The 15,254-nt window shown below is 43.9% G+C and carries 16 protein-coding genes; 7 read left to right on the top strand and 9 right to left on the bottom strand.

Annotated features, from left to right (window positions below; all coding sequences use genetic code 11):
* Window positions 1-23: 23 nt before the first annotated feature.
* From RTS10_RS06535 to RTS10_RS06525, 3 genes are all read left to right on the top strand, one after another.
* Window positions 24-977, top strand: a complete 954-nt coding sequence (locus RTS10_RS06535; RefSeq protein ID WP_312114615.1) for a chemotaxis protein CheB — start codon at window positions 24-26, stop codon at window positions 975-977.
* 60 nt (window positions 978-1,037) lie between these two features.
* Window positions 1,038-1,601 (top strand): hypothetical protein, encoded by a 564-nt coding sequence (locus RTS10_RS06530; protein ID WP_312539688.1) that lies wholly within the window; start codon window positions 1,038-1,040, stop codon window positions 1,599-1,601.
* Between the two features lie 104 nt (window positions 1,602-1,705).
* The gene (locus tag RTS10_RS06525; protein WP_312539686.1) at window positions 1,706-2,263 is read left to right on the top strand and encodes a cytochrome b; all 558 of its coding nucleotides are present in this window, start codon (window positions 1,706-1,708) and stop codon (window positions 2,261-2,263) included.
* A 129-nt stretch (window positions 2,264-2,392) separates the two neighbouring features.
* Here RTS10_RS06525 and minE read toward each other — a convergent pair whose 3' ends face one another.
* The 5 genes from minE to RTS10_RS06500 form a co-directional block, all read right to left on the bottom strand.
* Window positions 2,393-2,668, bottom strand: a complete 276-nt coding sequence (gene minE / locus RTS10_RS06520) for a cell division topological specificity factor MinE (RefSeq protein WP_007115412.1) — start codon at window positions 2,666-2,668, stop codon at window positions 2,393-2,395.
* 3 nt (window positions 2,669-2,671) lie between these two features.
* The gene (gene minD / locus RTS10_RS06515) at window positions 2,672-3,484 is read right to left on the bottom strand and encodes a septum site-determining protein MinD (protein ID WP_062332529.1); all 813 of its coding nucleotides are present in this window, start codon (window positions 3,482-3,484) and stop codon (window positions 2,672-2,674) included.
* 255 nt (window positions 3,485-3,739) lie between these two features.
* Window positions 3,740-4,729, bottom strand: coding sequence for a septum site-determining protein MinC (gene minC / locus RTS10_RS06510; RefSeq protein WP_312539685.1), 990 nt, complete (start codon window positions 4,727-4,729; stop codon window positions 3,740-3,742).
* Window positions 4,730-4,908: 179 nt separating this feature from the next.
* Window positions 4,909-5,970, bottom strand: a complete 1,062-nt coding sequence (locus tag RTS10_RS06505) for a hypothetical protein (protein WP_312539684.1) — start codon at window positions 5,968-5,970, stop codon at window positions 4,909-4,911.
* A gap of 148 nt (window positions 5,971-6,118) precedes the next feature.
* Window positions 6,119-7,087 (bottom strand): acyltransferase, encoded by a 969-nt coding sequence (locus RTS10_RS06500; RefSeq protein ID WP_312539683.1) that lies wholly within the window; start codon window positions 7,085-7,087, stop codon window positions 6,119-6,121.
* A gap of 554 nt (window positions 7,088-7,641) precedes the next feature.
* On the opposite strand from RTS10_RS06500, the gene RTS10_RS06495 reads away from it, so the two are divergent.
* On the top strand, window positions 7,642-8,292 hold the full coding sequence (locus RTS10_RS06495; RefSeq protein ID WP_007115417.1) for an OmpA family protein: 651 nt from the start codon (window positions 7,642-7,644) through the stop codon (window positions 8,290-8,292).
* A gap of 135 nt (window positions 8,293-8,427) precedes the next feature.
* Here the strand turns inward: RTS10_RS06495 and RTS10_RS06490 are convergent, their stop codons facing one another.
* The 3 genes from RTS10_RS06490 to RTS10_RS06480 form a co-directional block, all read right to left on the bottom strand.
* Window positions 8,428-8,928, bottom strand: coding sequence for a YfbM family protein (locus tag RTS10_RS06490; protein WP_312539681.1), 501 nt, complete (start codon window positions 8,926-8,928; stop codon window positions 8,428-8,430).
* 194 nt (window positions 8,929-9,122) lie between these two features.
* The gene (locus RTS10_RS06485) at window positions 9,123-9,830 is read right to left on the bottom strand and encodes a DUF1345 domain-containing protein (RefSeq protein ID WP_050324991.1); all 708 of its coding nucleotides are present in this window, start codon (window positions 9,828-9,830) and stop codon (window positions 9,123-9,125) included.
* Window positions 9,831-9,882: 52 nt separating this feature from the next.
* Window positions 9,883-10,587: a pseudouridine synthase gene (locus tag RTS10_RS06480; RefSeq protein ID WP_138018707.1), complete on the bottom strand. Its 705-nt coding sequence runs from the start codon at window positions 10,585-10,587 to the stop codon at window positions 9,883-9,885.
* A 242-nt stretch (window positions 10,588-10,829) separates the two neighbouring features.
* Between RTS10_RS06480 and RTS10_RS06475 the strand changes: the two genes are divergently transcribed.
* From RTS10_RS06475 to glyA, 3 genes are all read left to right on the top strand, one after another.
* Window positions 10,830-12,068 carry a GNAT family N-acetyltransferase gene (locus tag RTS10_RS06475; RefSeq protein ID WP_312539679.1) on the top strand — a complete coding sequence of 413 codons (1,239 nt, stop codon included), beginning with the start codon at window positions 10,830-10,832 and terminating at the stop codon, window positions 12,066-12,068.
* Window positions 12,068-12,673 (top strand): chorismate--pyruvate lyase family protein, encoded by a 606-nt coding sequence (locus RTS10_RS06470; protein WP_312539678.1) that lies wholly within the window; start codon window positions 12,068-12,070, stop codon window positions 12,671-12,673. Before RTS10_RS06475 ends, RTS10_RS06470 begins: the two co-directional genes overlap by 1 nt.
* Before the next feature lie 250 nt (window positions 12,674-12,923).
* Window positions 12,924-14,183: a serine hydroxymethyltransferase gene (gene glyA, locus RTS10_RS06465; RefSeq protein ID WP_312539677.1), complete on the top strand. Its 1,260-nt coding sequence runs from the start codon at window positions 12,924-12,926 to the stop codon at window positions 14,181-14,183.
* A gap of 125 nt (window positions 14,184-14,308) precedes the next feature.
* On the opposite strand, the gene RTS10_RS06460 is transcribed toward glyA, so the two are convergent.
* Complete coding sequence (locus RTS10_RS06460) at window positions 14,309-15,238, bottom strand: response regulator (RefSeq protein WP_312539676.1); 930 nt, start codon at window positions 15,236-15,238, stop codon at window positions 14,309-14,311.
* Window positions 15,239-15,254 lie beyond the last annotated feature (16 nt).

Genomic DNA, 15,254 nt, shown 5'->3' with positions numbered 1-15,254 from the left:
CCATGTAAAGGATACAATCATTCATGCTGTCAAAGCACTCACCGCCGCTGCGATTTTTTATCGTTGCTGAGGAAAATCAGCAACGGCTTGCCTTTAGCGATACTATTCGTTCATGGGGATTTGAAATCGTGGAATGCTTGGTAGCGTCACAGCTGACCGAAAAACATTTTCAGCAAAAAGTGGATGTATGGCTAGTCGATACCCAAGATGATTACGCAGTCATTCAAAATGTTGAAAAACAGCTGAATGTCAATTTGACTAAGATTGTATTACTGGGCTTTGTCACGGCACCTTATATCAATGAAAGTCTGTTATATGCCAAATGGCAACGCCAACTCAAGCGAAAAATCGCTATAATGCTAGAACGTAGCGATTTGCTAGCGCACTATGAGGCTGCCAAGCGTGAAATCAAACCGTGGAAATATGTGGTATTGCTCGCAGCATCAATGGGCGGACCGCTCGCCATTAAGGAATTTTTAGATAATTTGCCCGAAGATTTGCCAGTATCGCTGTTACTAGCGCAGCACTTCAACCAAAATATGCTCAACACCTTGCCAAGAATTTTAAATCGTCACAACGAGTGGCGCTGTGACATAGTGACCAATACCCAAAAATTATTGTCAGGGCGTTGTTTGATTTTACCGATTGACCACAGCGTGGTGTGTGATTCCAATGGACGGGTAATTTTGCAGCGCAAACCTTGGCAAGGCAGTTACAAACCCCCAATCAGTGAGGTCATGCGTAATTGCAGCGAAGCGTTTGGCAACAACTTAATCACTATCGTGTTCTCCGGTATGGGCAATGATGGTAGTGATGCGGCAGCGACGGTCAAAAAAAATGGCAGTATTATTTGGGCACAAACCCCTGATAGCAGCACCTGCGCCAGTCAGCCACAAAGCATGATTGAAAGCAATCAAGTTACTTTTGTTGGCACCCCTAAGCAGTTAGCTGAGCAGCTAATCGCCTTGTGTGGCTAATCCTATAGGCTGGTCAAGATAATCGCTAAATTTCTTATTAATCACTAAAATGAGCAAGCCATGGCAAACGAGTTAAACCGTTACTTTAAGCAAGATGAAGATGTAGGCGTCCTAAGTATCACCACAGGTCAATTAACCATTGCTCGAATTCCTTCTAGCAGTTCGCCTGACTGGATTGTGCCACAAGCCTTGATTTTGAGCATTGATAACTATGATGAACGCATTTGGAATTATATTTGGCGCGGTCAAGAAGTGTCAGTGTATCACTTGTTGACAAAAGATGAGCAGCCCACCCACTTAGTGGTGTTAGAAAGCGTCACCGATATCCATCGTCTTGCCTTGCAAATTCACGGGGAAGTGACTTTCCATTCTGTGCGTATTGCCGAACTTAAAGACGCTGATGACGCCACTTACCAAGCTGAATTAGCGACTAACTATCCTGACTTATTAGCCGCCTTAAATGCACCAAATGACGAGCTCGTCGAGAGCTCGCGCGCACCGAATTTGGCAGACTACAGCCTACAGCACGCCTATATTTTTCAGCCAGTCATGTTGGCAGGTGAGCTATGTGTAGTGCCAGATTTGGACAAGCTCTCGCATTTCTTGGTGGATTTAGATAGTTAGACCCAGTCCGCTTTTGAGCTATTTTGCCAACAGTTTGTTACTTTTATTTTGCCCAAACATTGCTAGAATAACCCAAAACAAATCATGATAAGGTAAAATCCATTATGGCATTATTTCCTGCAAATGAAGCGCCACAGCCGATTGCCCCACACGGTGTCAACAAATGGTCGCTATCGTCACGTATTTTCCATTGGATTAGTGTGGTATTGTTGATTGCGACTTGGGCAATGATAGAGCTTAATGAAGATGCGACTGACTTTACCTATTTTGATTTGCATAAAGCGTTTGGACTCAGTGTGTTATTTTGGACAGTAGGTCGTATTATCAACCGTTTTGTCACCACAGCCCCCGCTGATGTACCAATGCCAAAATGGCAAAATAAACTATCGCATTTAACCCATTTAGCATTGTACTTGATTTTGCTTGCCATGCCTTTGGCGGGCTGGTTTTCTGTTATGTTTGATGGGGAAGGGGTGAGTATGTTTGGGCTATTTGATATCCCAGCCTTTGTCAGTGAAAACAGTGATTTGTCAGGCACGTTAGAAAAAATTCATAAAAATCTGTTGTGGACGTTGTTGCTAGTTTTCACGGCACTGCATATTATCGGCGCGCTGTATCACCAATTTATCCAAAAAGACCATTTGATTCGCCGTATGCGCTAAGTTAGCCGATAGTATAAAAAAGCCCATGTCATCATGGGCTTTTTAGTCACAATTTTTTAAATACAACCTAGATTACCTAGATTAAAAGTAACTTAGATTAAAAGTAACCTAGATTAAAGGCAACATGAATTATTGACGTGTACTATCAGGCAAGCTGATATTCATCTCCAACACTTCCATGTTCGCTTCATTGTGATGTTGAATATTGACGTCATCAATGTTGACGCCTGATACGTAGGTATTGACCACGGCCAAAATCTCACGTTTCATTTTTTCGATACGCTCTGGGGTTAACCGATTGTGCAAGCGGTTTTCGCTGGCAACGATGACCTTTAGGCGCTCTGCGGCAGTATTGGCACTGTTTGACTTTTGCTCACCGCCAAATAAATTACTCCAAAATCCCATAGCCTAACCTCCAAACCAGCGTTGTAGGAAGCTTTTCTTCTTCACCTCGATATGGCGATAGGGACGTTCTTCCCCCAAGAAACGAGCGACCATGTCATCATAAGTTTGACCGGCTTTTGAATTTTGATCCAGCACCACAGGTACACCTTGGTTTGATGCCTCAAGTACGCTATTGCTTTCAGGAATCACGCCAAGTAGCGGCACTTTTAGGATGTCATTAGAGATGCTATTAATATCCATCATTTCACCGCGCTCAGCACGCTCAGCGTTATAGCGGTTGATGACCAAGTGCTCACGTACCACGCCTGTACCTTCTTCAACTTTTTTGGTGCGGCTTTGCAAAATACCAATGATACGGTCTGAGTCACGCACCGATGAGATTTCTGGGTTGGTCACGATGATGGCTTCATCGGCATGGTACATAGCAAGCTGGGCACCGCGCTCAATACCAGCAGGCGAGTCACACACGATGTAGTCAAATTGTTTGGCTAACTCATTAATGACTTCGGCGACTCCTTCATCTGTCAAGGCGTCTTTGTCGCGCGTTTGGCTGGCAGGTAAGATAAACAAGTTATTGAGTTGTTTGTCTTTTACCAACGCTTGTGACAGGCGCGCGTTCCCTGAGATAACATCAACAAAGTCATACACGATGCGGTTTTCACAGCCCATAATGAGGTCAAGGTTTCTAAGACCCACGTCAAAGTCAATCACCACAGTTTTAAAGCCGCGGACGGCGAGACCCGTAGCGAAAGAGGCACTGGTGGTGGTTTTACCTACCCCGCCTTTTCCTGAAGTTACAACAACAATTTTTGCCACTTTGGCATACTCCTATTCATAGCACGGTGTCAGTGAGGCGGTATTGAATCATTCAAGCCATACACACATTCACGCTAAACTGGTTTGAAAAATATGGATATAAATTAACGTAAATCGTTAGAAATTAAGACTTAAATTTTAGTTAGCCTAAATTTGGTTAATTGGACTAGTTTAGCATAAAAAACTTTTCGAAGTTAATCGAGAGATTGACGATTTTTGCCTAGATTGTGGGATAAGTGGTTGTTCGGGTGATTGTTATTCCATCAATTCAAACACCAAACCTTGTCCATCCAAGTAGCTGACTTGTACCGCTTTATCCAAATACTCGGTGGGAATATTTTCTTTTAGGCAATAAGTCCCCGCAACTGATACCAGTGACGGATTAAAACGCAAACAGAATATTTTGGCATTGGTGTCGCCCGTCGCCCCTGCGACCAATCGCCCTTCGGCTTTGCCATACACGTGTAGGCTATAATCGGTAATCGCTTCCGCGCCGGCATTGATGCCTTTGGTCAAAATCACGTCACCCCCAACATGATTGATACTTTGACCTGAGCGCAAAATTTGACTATGCACCAAATCGCCTTCAAGCTGCGATTGGTGATGCGCTGAGGCGACAAATTTGTCAGGTGCAGCTGCGGTATCATTGCTTGCGGTATTATTGGTTACCATATCACTGGCGGTTTGATTTTGACGTTTGGTCGCTTGACTATCGGATGTGAGTGATTGGGTAGGGGGCTGCGCAACGTATTGAGAGGATGGAGTATTGGCTGTGCTGTTTGATTTTTGCTCACTACCCGTCGCCGCATTTTTTGGTGCTTTGCCATCAATGCGTTGCCCATCTGCTGGAAAAATGGCAATGCGAAGCTCATTGGCTTGGGTATCATTGGCGCCTGTGACCAACCCAATCGGCTGTAACCCTAGCACCCATAAGCCGCCCCAAAGCTGGGCTAAATTTAATGGCTGTTGACAACTGACAATCACCGGTAAGTTAGACTGACGTTGACGGCCTAGCTTTTGTGCAATCTTTGTCAAAATTACTTTGATATCATTGCCTTCAATATGTAGGCGGGTAAAGTTCAGTAGTCTGCCCGTAAGTTTCACGCTAGTGGCTACAGGGTCGGTGGGTAATGGGTTGGCTAGCTGCTGACTTTGCGGTGAATCCTGCTCTGATAGGTTAGATACGCTTTGTAAGTTTTGTGAGGAACTATCTTGGGTCAAGTCAAGGGCAGCGGGCTGTGTCATGAAAAACCTTTTTATAATAACTTTTTATACATCAAAATCGATTCATACCGCATATTAGCAAGTATTATTTAAAACAACAACCATTCACCGCGCTATTTATTGTTTGGCAACCAAAGCCATAATAGGGCGATAAAAAAAGCGTTGAATAGCGGTTATCGGCGCCAGATCGGTGGATTCAATCAGCGTATTTGGTGCTTCCATTGTTGAATACGAACTTGGTTGGCAAGTGACGTCAAACTATCATCAATAATATCGCTAACTAATTTTTCTAGCGCAGGGCTAGTGACGTCAATTTGTACTAAGCTTTTGGCGATTTCTTCATACATCAGCGTGAGCGTTTGCGGTTTGGTAAGGTTAGTGGTCAAGCTTAATGTCAGATTTTCCCCAATGTGTTGCCCGATGCTGTGCATTTGGTTTTCTATTAGACTACCTGCAATTGGTATCAACCGTAAGATGCGATGCAGCTCGGGCGTATCGGTCAGCGCTTGCTGAATGGCGATGCCCACTTGTTCTGCCAAAGGTTTGGCAAAGATGGCAGGATGGGCGGGCGTGGATTGTAATAACGGTGTGGCCTCTTGCTGCAGCACTTCGACAATGACCTTTTGTATGTCATCTCGATGCTTGTCGATGATATTTTTGACCAAATGCCCATCGGCGTTGCTTATTTCGGTGCGGATATTGTCAATCGCAGTTAAAATCACCCGATCAGAAATCTCTTCCATAATCATTTGGTAATAAAATTTGATAGTGGCAAGCCAACTGGCGGGCAAAACTTTGTAGCCCAGCTTGTGCAGACGATAACCAATCACGCCAACGCGCAGCAGTCGTAATGCGCGCAGCTGCGGTGCACACCCCAACACTTCATACCAATGCACGAATGGAAAGAAAAACCAGCGGTAATAGCGTTTTTGGGCGATGGCAATCAACCAACGAACCACAAGCTCTGCTACCAAAAAGATGGTAAACAGACCCCCTGCGATTTTGAGCGGCTCGTGCCATCCTTGCTGATAACTGACGATGCTGTCAACAAATCCCAGCCAATTTGCTATTTTTGCCATAAAGCTACTTAGCATCAAAGCGTCAAACCCCATGAGCAGCAAGTCCAACACGATGGCAACCATCATGATGGTATCGTAGGCTAACTGCCAACGACTGGGTTTGGCAGGGTGAGCAGCGAGCGGTTGGCTAATATTCGAGCTTGGCGTTGGGCTGGATTTTGGGTCTAAATTAGCAGTTGGCATAAAAAAGTGCTCAAAATGGGGTCAATACCGCAAAAAATGTGAATGAGGACAAGGCAGGTAAGTCATACCTTGCATGACTCACCTGAGATTTTAACTAGTAGTGTCACTAGTGATATGTCATTAGTCATGTGTCGCTAATAATGTGTTGCTAGGGATGACGGGTAAAATCATCGAGCATGGCTTGGATACGTTGATCTTTTTGCTGCCACACATCATCAAGCCAACGGTACATATCTATTTTGGTTTGTTCATCCTGTTGGTATTTTCCATCCATGAGCCGCTGTAGCAAATCATCTGGCAATGCAATTTTTTGAATATCCACCCCGATGCGTTTGATATTACCTTGCCATAAATCCTGATAGGTAGGAACACCGTCAGGATACACAATCGTCATGTCAAGCACCGCGTCTAGATCATCACCCAACGCACCCAATGCAAGTGCAATGCCGCCCGCTTTGGGTTTTAGCAAATGTTGATAGGGTGATTGTTGCAAGTCACGTTTTTTTTGGGTAAACCGCGTGCCTTCGATAAAGTTAAGTAAGGTAAAAGGTTTGTCGAGTAAGTTTTGACAAGCGCGTTTGGCTTCGATGATATCGCGGTCTTCTAGCGCTGGATTTTTAGCAATCGCTGCTTTCGAGTAGCGTTTCATCATCGGAAAGTCTAAAAAATAAAACGCTTGTCCCACAATTGGGATATACAGTAGCTCGTATTTGGCAAAAAATCGCGTTAATGGCAGTCGGTTTTCACTGATATATTGAATGACAGTGGTATCGACCCAAGATTGGTGATTACTCAGCAAAATATATTTGCCATCGACCGATAAGTCATCAGGCAGGTTGACGCGAAAATCAATATCGGGCAGGATGTTGTCAATCAAACGATTGTTGGTATTGATCCAGTGATTGGCTATTTTTAACACGGATTTATCTGCCAATGTATGACCCGTTAATGTTTTTACCGCGCCCATCGCCCAAAGCGGTAGACTAAACAGCACTGAATTGCCGGTAATGGTGCCTGCCGCCACCGCTAAGCTGGCGTTTTGCGCCAAAGGTAATGATGTTTTACGCAGTTTGTTGAACGTGTTTTTGAGCAATGATGGTTTATTGTTATTTGTCATATTTGGCTCCCACAAAGCTTATTCAAAAAAGCTTATTTGAATGAGACATAAGAAAAAATACTTGGCTTCATTAATTTGGCTTCGTTAATTGTAAAAATAAGTGTTAGTTTAGCAAACGTCAAAAATGTTCACTAATAAATTTTTATACACTGGCAAGCACAAATCTTTCGAGTTTAACGATGCTACGCTATAAATCCCAGTAAAGTTAATTGTCAAAAATTTTTATTAAAAATTAACAAGTTATTGAATAATCTGTAGATGATAGGTTGACTATGCAGCATAGTTTTCAACAAAATCACAAAGCATTTAATATATAAGAATAAATAATATAAATAATGAATACTTGAAAATATTTTGTAACAAATTATGCCATCCTACAACATCCTTAAGACAAATCATTACATATAAAGGAAAAGTTTATTGCATAATGAGCTCAATCACAAAGCAACTGAGTGTTGTCAGGTTTATCTGGCAAATGAGATAAAAACAACAAGTTGGTGCGTGGCAATTATAACTAAGCCATTATAACTAGAGGAATTCAAAGGAGATTACTCATGCGTACTAAATTATTAGCAGCTACTTTAGCATCAGGTGTTATCTTAACAGGTTGTGCAACAACGCCAACTGGTACGACAACAACAGGCATTACCGACAATAAAGCGCTTATTGGTGGTCTATTAGGGGCAGCCGCAGGTGCGGGTGTCTCAAAGGCAACGGGCGGTGAAAAAACCGGTCGTGATGCGGCAATCGGTGGTGTACTAGGTGCTGGTGTTGGTTACTACATGCAGCAACAAGAAGCTAAACTTCGTGCAGAAACCGCAGGTTCTGGCGTGACGGTAACACGTGACCCAGTGACTAATAACATTAACTTGTCTATCCCAGAAGCGATAACTTTCCGCGTTGGTGATTCTACTATTCTACCTAACTTCTATAATACGTTAGACAAAGTAGCTACCACACTACGTGACTATAACCAAACTAACATTCAAGTAAATGGTTACGCCTCAGTGGAAGGTGATGCAAATAGAAACCAAGCGTTATCACAACGCCGTGCATCAGCAGTCGCTAATTACTTAGTCAATCGTGGCATCTCTGGTAACCGTATCAGCGCTATTGGTCGCGGTGCGACAACACAATTTGGCTCAAGCTATGAACCAAACCGCCGTGTAGAGATGATTATCCTTGCACCGCAATCGGTTAACTAACCAGTCAGTTAACTAATCAAGTCAAGCTAGATGATATTTTCATCCGCGCATTGATAAAAAAAGCACCTTTTATAAGGTGCTTTTTGTTTAAGGTGCTTTTTTGGTTCAAAAAATAACAAACGGACTATATCGGTGTTATAAAATACTCACCACAATATTATTGCCATTGTCTAAGGCGTCATTATAAAACGCCAATAACTCATCATACGAAGCCAGCAATTCTTTATCCAAGTTTTCCTTTTTGTCTTGCCAAATATTGGGTGGAAAAATAGCTTGCTCACGTAGTGACTTCATCGATACTTTTTCTAAGCGTTTTTTAAAGTTAATTTGTTCTAGTACATCAACGATTTCAACAATATGTGCCCACGGGGTAAAAGCAATAAAATCGGCATCTTCATTGTCGCTAAAGGTTTCTACACCCACCACAAACTCGCTGACAGGCTCATCAGGTACAGGTTGGGTGGCGCTGTGTTTGGTTAGCACAAAATGGATAATGTCCCACAGTTTGCCCAAATCTACCAATTGCGCTTGAGGCTGCTCACTCATACTTTCAAGTAACGCCGTTCGCGCTGTATCAGTGGCATTTTGCAGTTGCTCGAGCAGGGCGTTATCGACCATCAAATATTGTGCGATCATACAATTTCCTAGTTATAAAGTAGCGAGATATTAGCGTAGTGGGATATGACAGCTCTATCATTTTATGTTAAGACGAGGACCACAAGCGAGGATAGTATACCTCATACAGCAAGCGATTTTGACGATGTATTCACTTGAATTGACCGACTCATTTAGCTGTATTGGGCTGACTCATTTAGCTGACTTATTTAACTTTAACCGATTAGACCCGCTGACATATTGATTAATGAGGCTAAAATTGCGGTATTAAAGAAAAATGATAACACACAATGAATGGTACCGATGATTCGACTTTGCTGGGTGTTGAAGGCGACATCCGCTGTTTGACCAGATGTGCCAATGATGTAGGAAAAATATAAAAAATCCCAGTAGGCGGGGTCGTCATCGTTAGGAAAATCTAGCATTTCTGTGTTTTTTTCTTCTTTAAGCAAGAAATACTCGTGGGTGTAATGAATAGCAAACATGGTATGAATAAACAGCCAGGCCGTCAAAATCGTCATGGCGGTGAGCGCGATATGAAACAGCATCAAAGCGCCTTTGGCGTCCTTGCTCGCGCCCAACTCTACGACAATCGCTAGCATACTGACAATGGCTGTGACAAAAACCAAAATCAGCATTAACATCGTGCCTTCGTCTTCAGCATGGGCTTTATCCAAAATTGCATTTTGATCGGCTTTATACATCATCCGAAAAATAGCCAGTAAATAAACCCAAAGTCCGATATTCCAAGCCAGCAAAAATTGCGTCACAAACTTCAATTTATCATAGGCTACCGCCAACGTCCAATCTTTGGGCAATAGGCCAACCAGCGTCGATAACCCAAAATACACCACCACCATGGTGGCAAACCCTAACAGTAGACGAGGGCGGCTTTGAAAAAAACGATAGATGTAACCGATCATGGCTGTTTTCTCATAGCGGTTTCCTTACGGTTGTCTGCTCACGGCTGTTCACTCAGGGCTGTCTGTGTCGGCTTGTTGGGTGCTTTGATTGTGGCGATTTAGGCGTTAACAGGCGAGGTTTTTTGCGCGATTGTGGCTTTGTGGTTGCTGCGGATAAAGGTTGGACACCCAGTCGCTTTAAATCGGCAGGTGATAAATGTATTTGTGTGGATGCGCCAACCTCTAAATTTCCCAAACTAAAGCCACTTGATGCCATGCGAATCAGCCGAAGACAAGGCAGTCCCACATGGGCCGCCATGCGACGTACTTGACGATTTTTACCTTCAAAAATAGTAATGGCGAGCCACGTGGTGACTTTGCGTTTGGCAATCTTGTCCGGCGCTTGCCAAATATGCTCGGCAATTTGTGTTTCGCTTAGCCGTACAACTTCGGCAGGTAAGGTGATACCGTCTTTGAGTGGCACCCCTGTTTGTAGTTGTTGTAACTGGGCATCGCTTGCATCGCCTTCCACCTGTATCCAGTAGGTTTTGCCTTGTTGTTTGCCTGCATTGGCTTTGGGTGGATGGGTCAAGGCTTTATTGACTTGTCCATCAGCGGTTAGCAGTAGCAATCCTTCGGAAGTGGCATCTAATCGCCCCGCCACGCGTAGGCTTTTGTCGCTAAAATAATCGCTGAGCGTCGCAAAGTTGTTATTATCATCGCTGCGAAATTGGCTGAGTACGCCATAAGGTTTGTTAAATAAAATCAGTGTCGGCATGGTAGAGGGTGACAAGTGAGTGAAAAAAAGCTTAAAGCGCATCTAGCAGATAAGTGACTTAGTGTAAACGCTAATCCTGGCTATTGCAATAAAGGCAGTGTTGTAAAAAATACCGCCCAACGCCATACATATTTTGCAAAATTGTACCAAATTGTGCCAAATTGTACAAAAGGATAAGCCCGTATTTTTGGCTAAAAACAAGGTATAATAATCCGTTCATACAACTACAATAATACTAACATATGTCCTATCACTATCAATTTACCACTAAGTTTGACTGGCACTTACAGACACAGTGGCAGACGCCTGATACGCCCTTTATGCACTTTGATTTTTGGCAAGCGCTGATAGATGCAAAGCTGATTGGTGAGCGCAGCGATTGGTGGGTGCAGTATGTGCAGATTGTCGATGACAGTGCGCAACTGATTGCCGTGATGCCTGTGTTTATCAAAAAGCATCATCAAGGTGAATATGTGTTCGATTTTAGCTGGGCAGAAGCCTTTGAGCGCTATGGTAGAAATTATTATCCAAGATTGGTGACAAGCGTGCCTTTTACACCCGTCACCGGCGAGCGAATTTGGTTGGCACAAGGTAAGTCATTAACCGCGCCACTGTATGAGACCTTACTACAAGCGATTGATGAATTGGCGAGCCGCTATCAAGCATCCACTTGGCACGGGCTTTTTGTCTCCCCAAAAGATGTCCAAGCGTTGCAAAATGTGCCCAATCTTTGCGAGCGGCTAAGCTGTCAGTTTTTATGGCAAAATCGCAATCTACAGGATAAAAAATTCGCCAATTTTGATGAGTTTTTGGCAACATTAACTGCCAAAAAACGCAAGTCAATTAAGGTGGAACGCCAAAAGGTACTCAAACAAAATCTAAGTTGTCAGGTTAAAATCGGTGACGATATCACCGAGGCGGATTGGGCGGTGTTTTACCAATGCTATGCCATGACCTATCTAGTCAGAGGACGGCAGCCGTATTTGAATTTAGCATTTTTTAAGCAGCTTGGGCAGACGATGGCAGACAAGCTGATGCTCGCTCAAGCGCATAACGCACACGGTGATATCGTGGCTTGTAGTTTGTTTTTTTTCGATGACGATGCCGCTATCAGTACGTTATATGGTCGCTATTGGGGCTGCCTAGAAGAATATGATTGTTTACATTTTGAGCTGTGTTATTACCAAGGCATTGAATTTGCTATCAAGCAAGGCTTGCGCTACTTTGACCCTGGTACCCAAGGGGAGCACAAGTTGATTCGCGGCTTTTATCCGGTGTTGACTCATTCGCTACACCGTGTCTATGACAAGGTGTTTGCCCCTGCCATTGCCCAGTTTTGCCAAGACGAACAGCACGCTATATTGGCGTACCAAGCCGATGCGATGACCGCGTTACCTTTTAATGACACCTATAAAAGCCAATTTTTTGGTGACGGTGCCGCGCAAGGCACAATAACCGATAATGAGTTTTTGAAAAAATAATGATAAATATTGGTCTAAACCTAAACCTGGCTGGCGCGCATTTGAGCGTGGCACACAAACAGCAGATACCGCCGAAACTTATCCCTTGGCTGACGTCAACAGGGTCGCTTACCGCCAAATTTGAAGCCTTATCTCAGCATAGACTCATCGTACAGCCGACGTTTGAAGGACGGCAAACCTTGTCCCTGAGCGAAAAGCGCCAATTGCAGTTACCGCTTGGTGTGAGCCAATCGGCATGGGTGCGCGAAGCCTTATTATTTGGCAAGCCTAATCAAGAGGCGTGGGTGGTGGCGCGGTCAGTATTTCCGTTTGCTAGCCTTATTGGTAATGCGCGAAAACTGGCGAATTTGGGCACAACACCGATTGGCTATATACTGTTTCGTCGGCATGGCGCCACAATGACCAATCGCTGGATTGATGTGACAGCGCAAGGCTGGCGACGCACCACCCTTTACCAGTGGCAAGGCAGGCATTTTTTGATTAGTGAGACCTTTTTATCTGCATTTGAACATAGCCTTATGGGTGAAGAAGAAAGCGGTATGATTTATGTCAGTAGTGATAAAGGCGAAGGCTGGGTACAAAAACCATTGGTTGCTGTGCGCTAGTATTTAAATAGTTAGCCAAAAAAAGACAGTTAGGATAACTGTCTTTTTTTATGAAAATTTTTTGGATGGCGCGTTGTATTAATGAGTTTTTCAAATCAATATCAGTCAGGTCAGTAGCCGACGACAAGTAATACGACAAATTCAGCCAAATGGCTGGATTATTCACTAAAAAAAACCAAACCATGCTAAACTAAGCTATATTTTTCGGTTTTATCCGCCCATTTTTTGACTCACTTAAAAGGAAATTGCCATGTTTAAAAATGTCACTATTCACCAGTTTGACGCTGAACTTGCCCAAGCGATGGACAATGAAGCCAAGCGTCAAGAAGACCATATTGAACTGATTGCCTCAGAAAACTACTGTTCACCAGCGGTGATGGAAGCGCAAGGTAGCCAATTGACCAATAAATACGCGGAAGGTTATCCAGGCAAACGTTATTACGGTGGCTGTGAATATGTTGATGTGGTTGAGCAATTAGCGATTGACCGTGCCAAAGAATTGTTTGGCGCAGACTATGCCAACGTTCAGCCACACGCGGGTAGCCAAGCCAACAGCGCGGTATTTTTAGCCTTATTAAAAGCGGGTGACACGGTACTTGGCATGAGCCTTGCTGATGGCGGTCACTTGACGCATGGTGCGCATGTAAACTTCTCTGGTATCAACTATAAAGCCGTACAATATGGCTTGAACAAAGAAACGGGCATCATCGACTATGATGAAGTGGAACGCCTAGCCAAAGAGTACCAACCCAAAATGATTATCGCGGGTTTTTCTGCTTATAGCCAAGTGGTTGATTGGCAAAAATTCCGCGACATCGCAGACAGCGTTGGCGCATACTTGATGGTCGATATGGCGCACGTAGCAGGACTGGTTGCCGCAGGTGTTTATCCAAGCCCTGTGCAAATCGCTGACGTTACTACCACCACCACCCACAAAACCCTACGCGGTCCACGTTCCGGCTTAATCTTGGCAAAAGCCAACCCAGAGATTGAGAAAAAACTCAACTCTGCTGTGTTCCCTGGCAACCAAGGTGGTCCATTGATGCACGCGATTGCGGGTAAAGCTGTGTGTTTTAAAGAAGCGTTAAGCGAAGATTTCAAAGCCTACCAACAACAAGTGGTTAAAAACGCCAAAGCCATGGCAGACGTCATCATGTCGCGCGGTTATGATATCGTCTCGGGCGGCACGGAAAACCACTTAATGCTGATTAGCTTAATCAAACAAGAAATCACCGGCAAAGAAGCGGATAAATGGTTGGGCGATGCTCACATCACTGTCAACAAAAACGCGGTACCAAATGACCCTAAATCACCGTTTGTAACGTCAGGGGTGCGTATTGGTACGCCCGCAGTCACTACCCGTGGGTTTGGTGAAGCGGAAGTAAGAGAGTTGGCTGGCTGGATTTGTGATGTGCTCGATAGCCGCGGTGATGAAAAAGTTATCGGCGAAGTGCGTGAAAAAGTCCAAGCAATTTGCGCCAAACACCCAGTGTACGAGCAAACAGCTTAATCATTGGCTATCAAAAAACCGCCTAAGTCTTGAATTTGGGTGGTTTTTTTATGGCTAGCATTCATGGATTGAGACGGCTCAAATGCGACGCTTTGAACCTGTTATCTTACCCACTAGATTTTAAGCTAGGCAAAGCGCGATTTACCAATACCAAAGCGTGATAAGAATTTTTTGACTTTATTACCAAAACTACGCGTTTCAACTTCAGTGACGGCATCAACGACATGTCGCGCTTGTAATTTTGGTTGATTGACTAAGGTTTCGTGATAATCATAAGCGCGCTGAATACTGATTTCGAGTAACAACAAATTACTGGGGCGCGGTAGGTAGCGATAGACTTGCCCTTTATTGATCAAGTCGATTAAGGTGTGGCTATCGTTGAGTGAGGTGAGTACCAATACCGCTAAATCTGGAAAGCTTTGTTTTAATGCATAGATTACGGGTGAAATATTCTCGCCACCCAAGGACACATCGGTGATTGCCACGCCAAAACGGTCATTTTCAAGTAATTCAATCGCTTTTTCTAATGAATTTGCCCAGTGCGTTTCAAACTGGGTGAATTTTTGCTGCATCTGTAAATATACCATTTCACTGTCATCGATCACCAACACTTTGCGTTTGGCGATGGTTGGCTGAGTGACCTGCAGATTTTCTTTGAATACATCTTTGGTTTGCAGCGCGATTTGGGTGGCTTGATTGACGATACTTTTAAGTTCATCCGTCTGCCAAGGTTTGGTGATATAGCGAAAAATCTCCCCTTCGTTGATGGAATCAATTACCGCAGTTAAGTCTGCATAGCCGGTCAACAAGATGCGGATGGTATGGGGTGATACGTTTTTGACCTCTTTTAGTACTTCGACACCCAGTTTTTTTGGCATGCGTTGGTCGCTAATCACCACTTGGACCTCGTTATTTTGTACATAGCTTAGTAGCTCATCGGGCTCTGTGGTGGTAAACACATCATGGGTGGCGCGAAAATGCATTTTTAGGCTGCGTAGAATGCGGTCTTCATCATCGATAAAGGCGATTTTGGGTTTGGTTACAGTCGTTATCATGGTCATGTCACTTAGG

Origin of the sequence: Moraxella sp. CTOTU47616 (genome assembly GCF_032017465.1) — a bacterium.
In the GTDB taxonomy this organism is placed as follows: Bacteria; Pseudomonadota; Gammaproteobacteria; order Pseudomonadales; family Moraxellaceae; genus Faucicola; species Faucicola tetraodonis.
Note: the sequence above shows the minus strand (reverse complement) of the source record. Positions and strands in the feature narration are given on the sequence as shown.

Excerpts from the sequence above, each read along its gene's own strand:
- RTS10_RS06475 (WP_312539679.1), top strand. The coding sequence starts at position 10,830 with ATGTCCTATCACTATCAATTTACCACTAAGTTTGACTGGCACTTACAG.
- minC (WP_312539685.1), bottom strand. The coding sequence starts at position 4,729 with ATGACACAGCCCGCTGCCCTTGACTTGACCCAAGATAGTTCCTCACAA.
- glyA (WP_312539677.1), top strand. The coding sequence starts at position 12,924 with ATGTTTAAAAATGTCACTATTCACCAGTTTGACGCTGAACTTGCCCAA.
- minE (WP_007115412.1), bottom strand. The coding sequence starts at position 2,668 with ATGGGATTTTGGAGTAATTTATTTGGCGGTGAGCAAAAGTCAAACAGT.
- RTS10_RS06470 (WP_312539678.1), top strand. The coding sequence starts at position 12,068 with ATGATAAATATTGGTCTAAACCTAAACCTGGCTGGCGCGCATTTGAGC.
- RTS10_RS06485 (WP_050324991.1), bottom strand. The coding sequence starts at position 9,830 with ATGATCGGTTACATCTATCGTTTTTTTCAAAGCCGCCCTCGTCTACTG.
- RTS10_RS06500 (WP_312539683.1), bottom strand. The coding sequence starts at position 7,087 with ATGACAAATAACAATAAACCATCATTGCTCAAAAACACGTTCAACAAA.
- RTS10_RS06460 (WP_312539676.1), bottom strand. The coding sequence starts at position 15,238 with ATGATAACGACTGTAACCAAACCCAAAATCGCCTTTATCGATGATGAA.
- RTS10_RS06535 (WP_312114615.1), top strand. The coding sequence starts at position 24 with ATGCTGTCAAAGCACTCACCGCCGCTGCGATTTTTTATCGTTGCTGAG.
- RTS10_RS06495 (WP_007115417.1), top strand. The coding sequence starts at position 7,642 with ATGCGTACTAAATTATTAGCAGCTACTTTAGCATCAGGTGTTATCTTA.
- RTS10_RS06530 (WP_312539688.1), top strand. The coding sequence starts at position 1,038 with ATGGCAAACGAGTTAAACCGTTACTTTAAGCAAGATGAAGATGTAGGC.
- RTS10_RS06490 (WP_312539681.1), bottom strand. The coding sequence starts at position 8,928 with ATGATCGCACAATATTTGATGGTCGATAACGCCCTGCTCGAGCAACTG.
- RTS10_RS06505 (WP_312539684.1), bottom strand. The coding sequence starts at position 5,970 with ATGCCAACTGCTAATTTAGACCCAAAATCCAGCCCAACGCCAAGCTCG.
- RTS10_RS06525 (WP_312539686.1), top strand. The coding sequence starts at position 1,706 with ATGGCATTATTTCCTGCAAATGAAGCGCCACAGCCGATTGCCCCACAC.
- RTS10_RS06480 (WP_138018707.1), bottom strand. The coding sequence starts at position 10,587 with ATGCCGACACTGATTTTATTTAACAAACCTTATGGCGTACTCAGCCAA.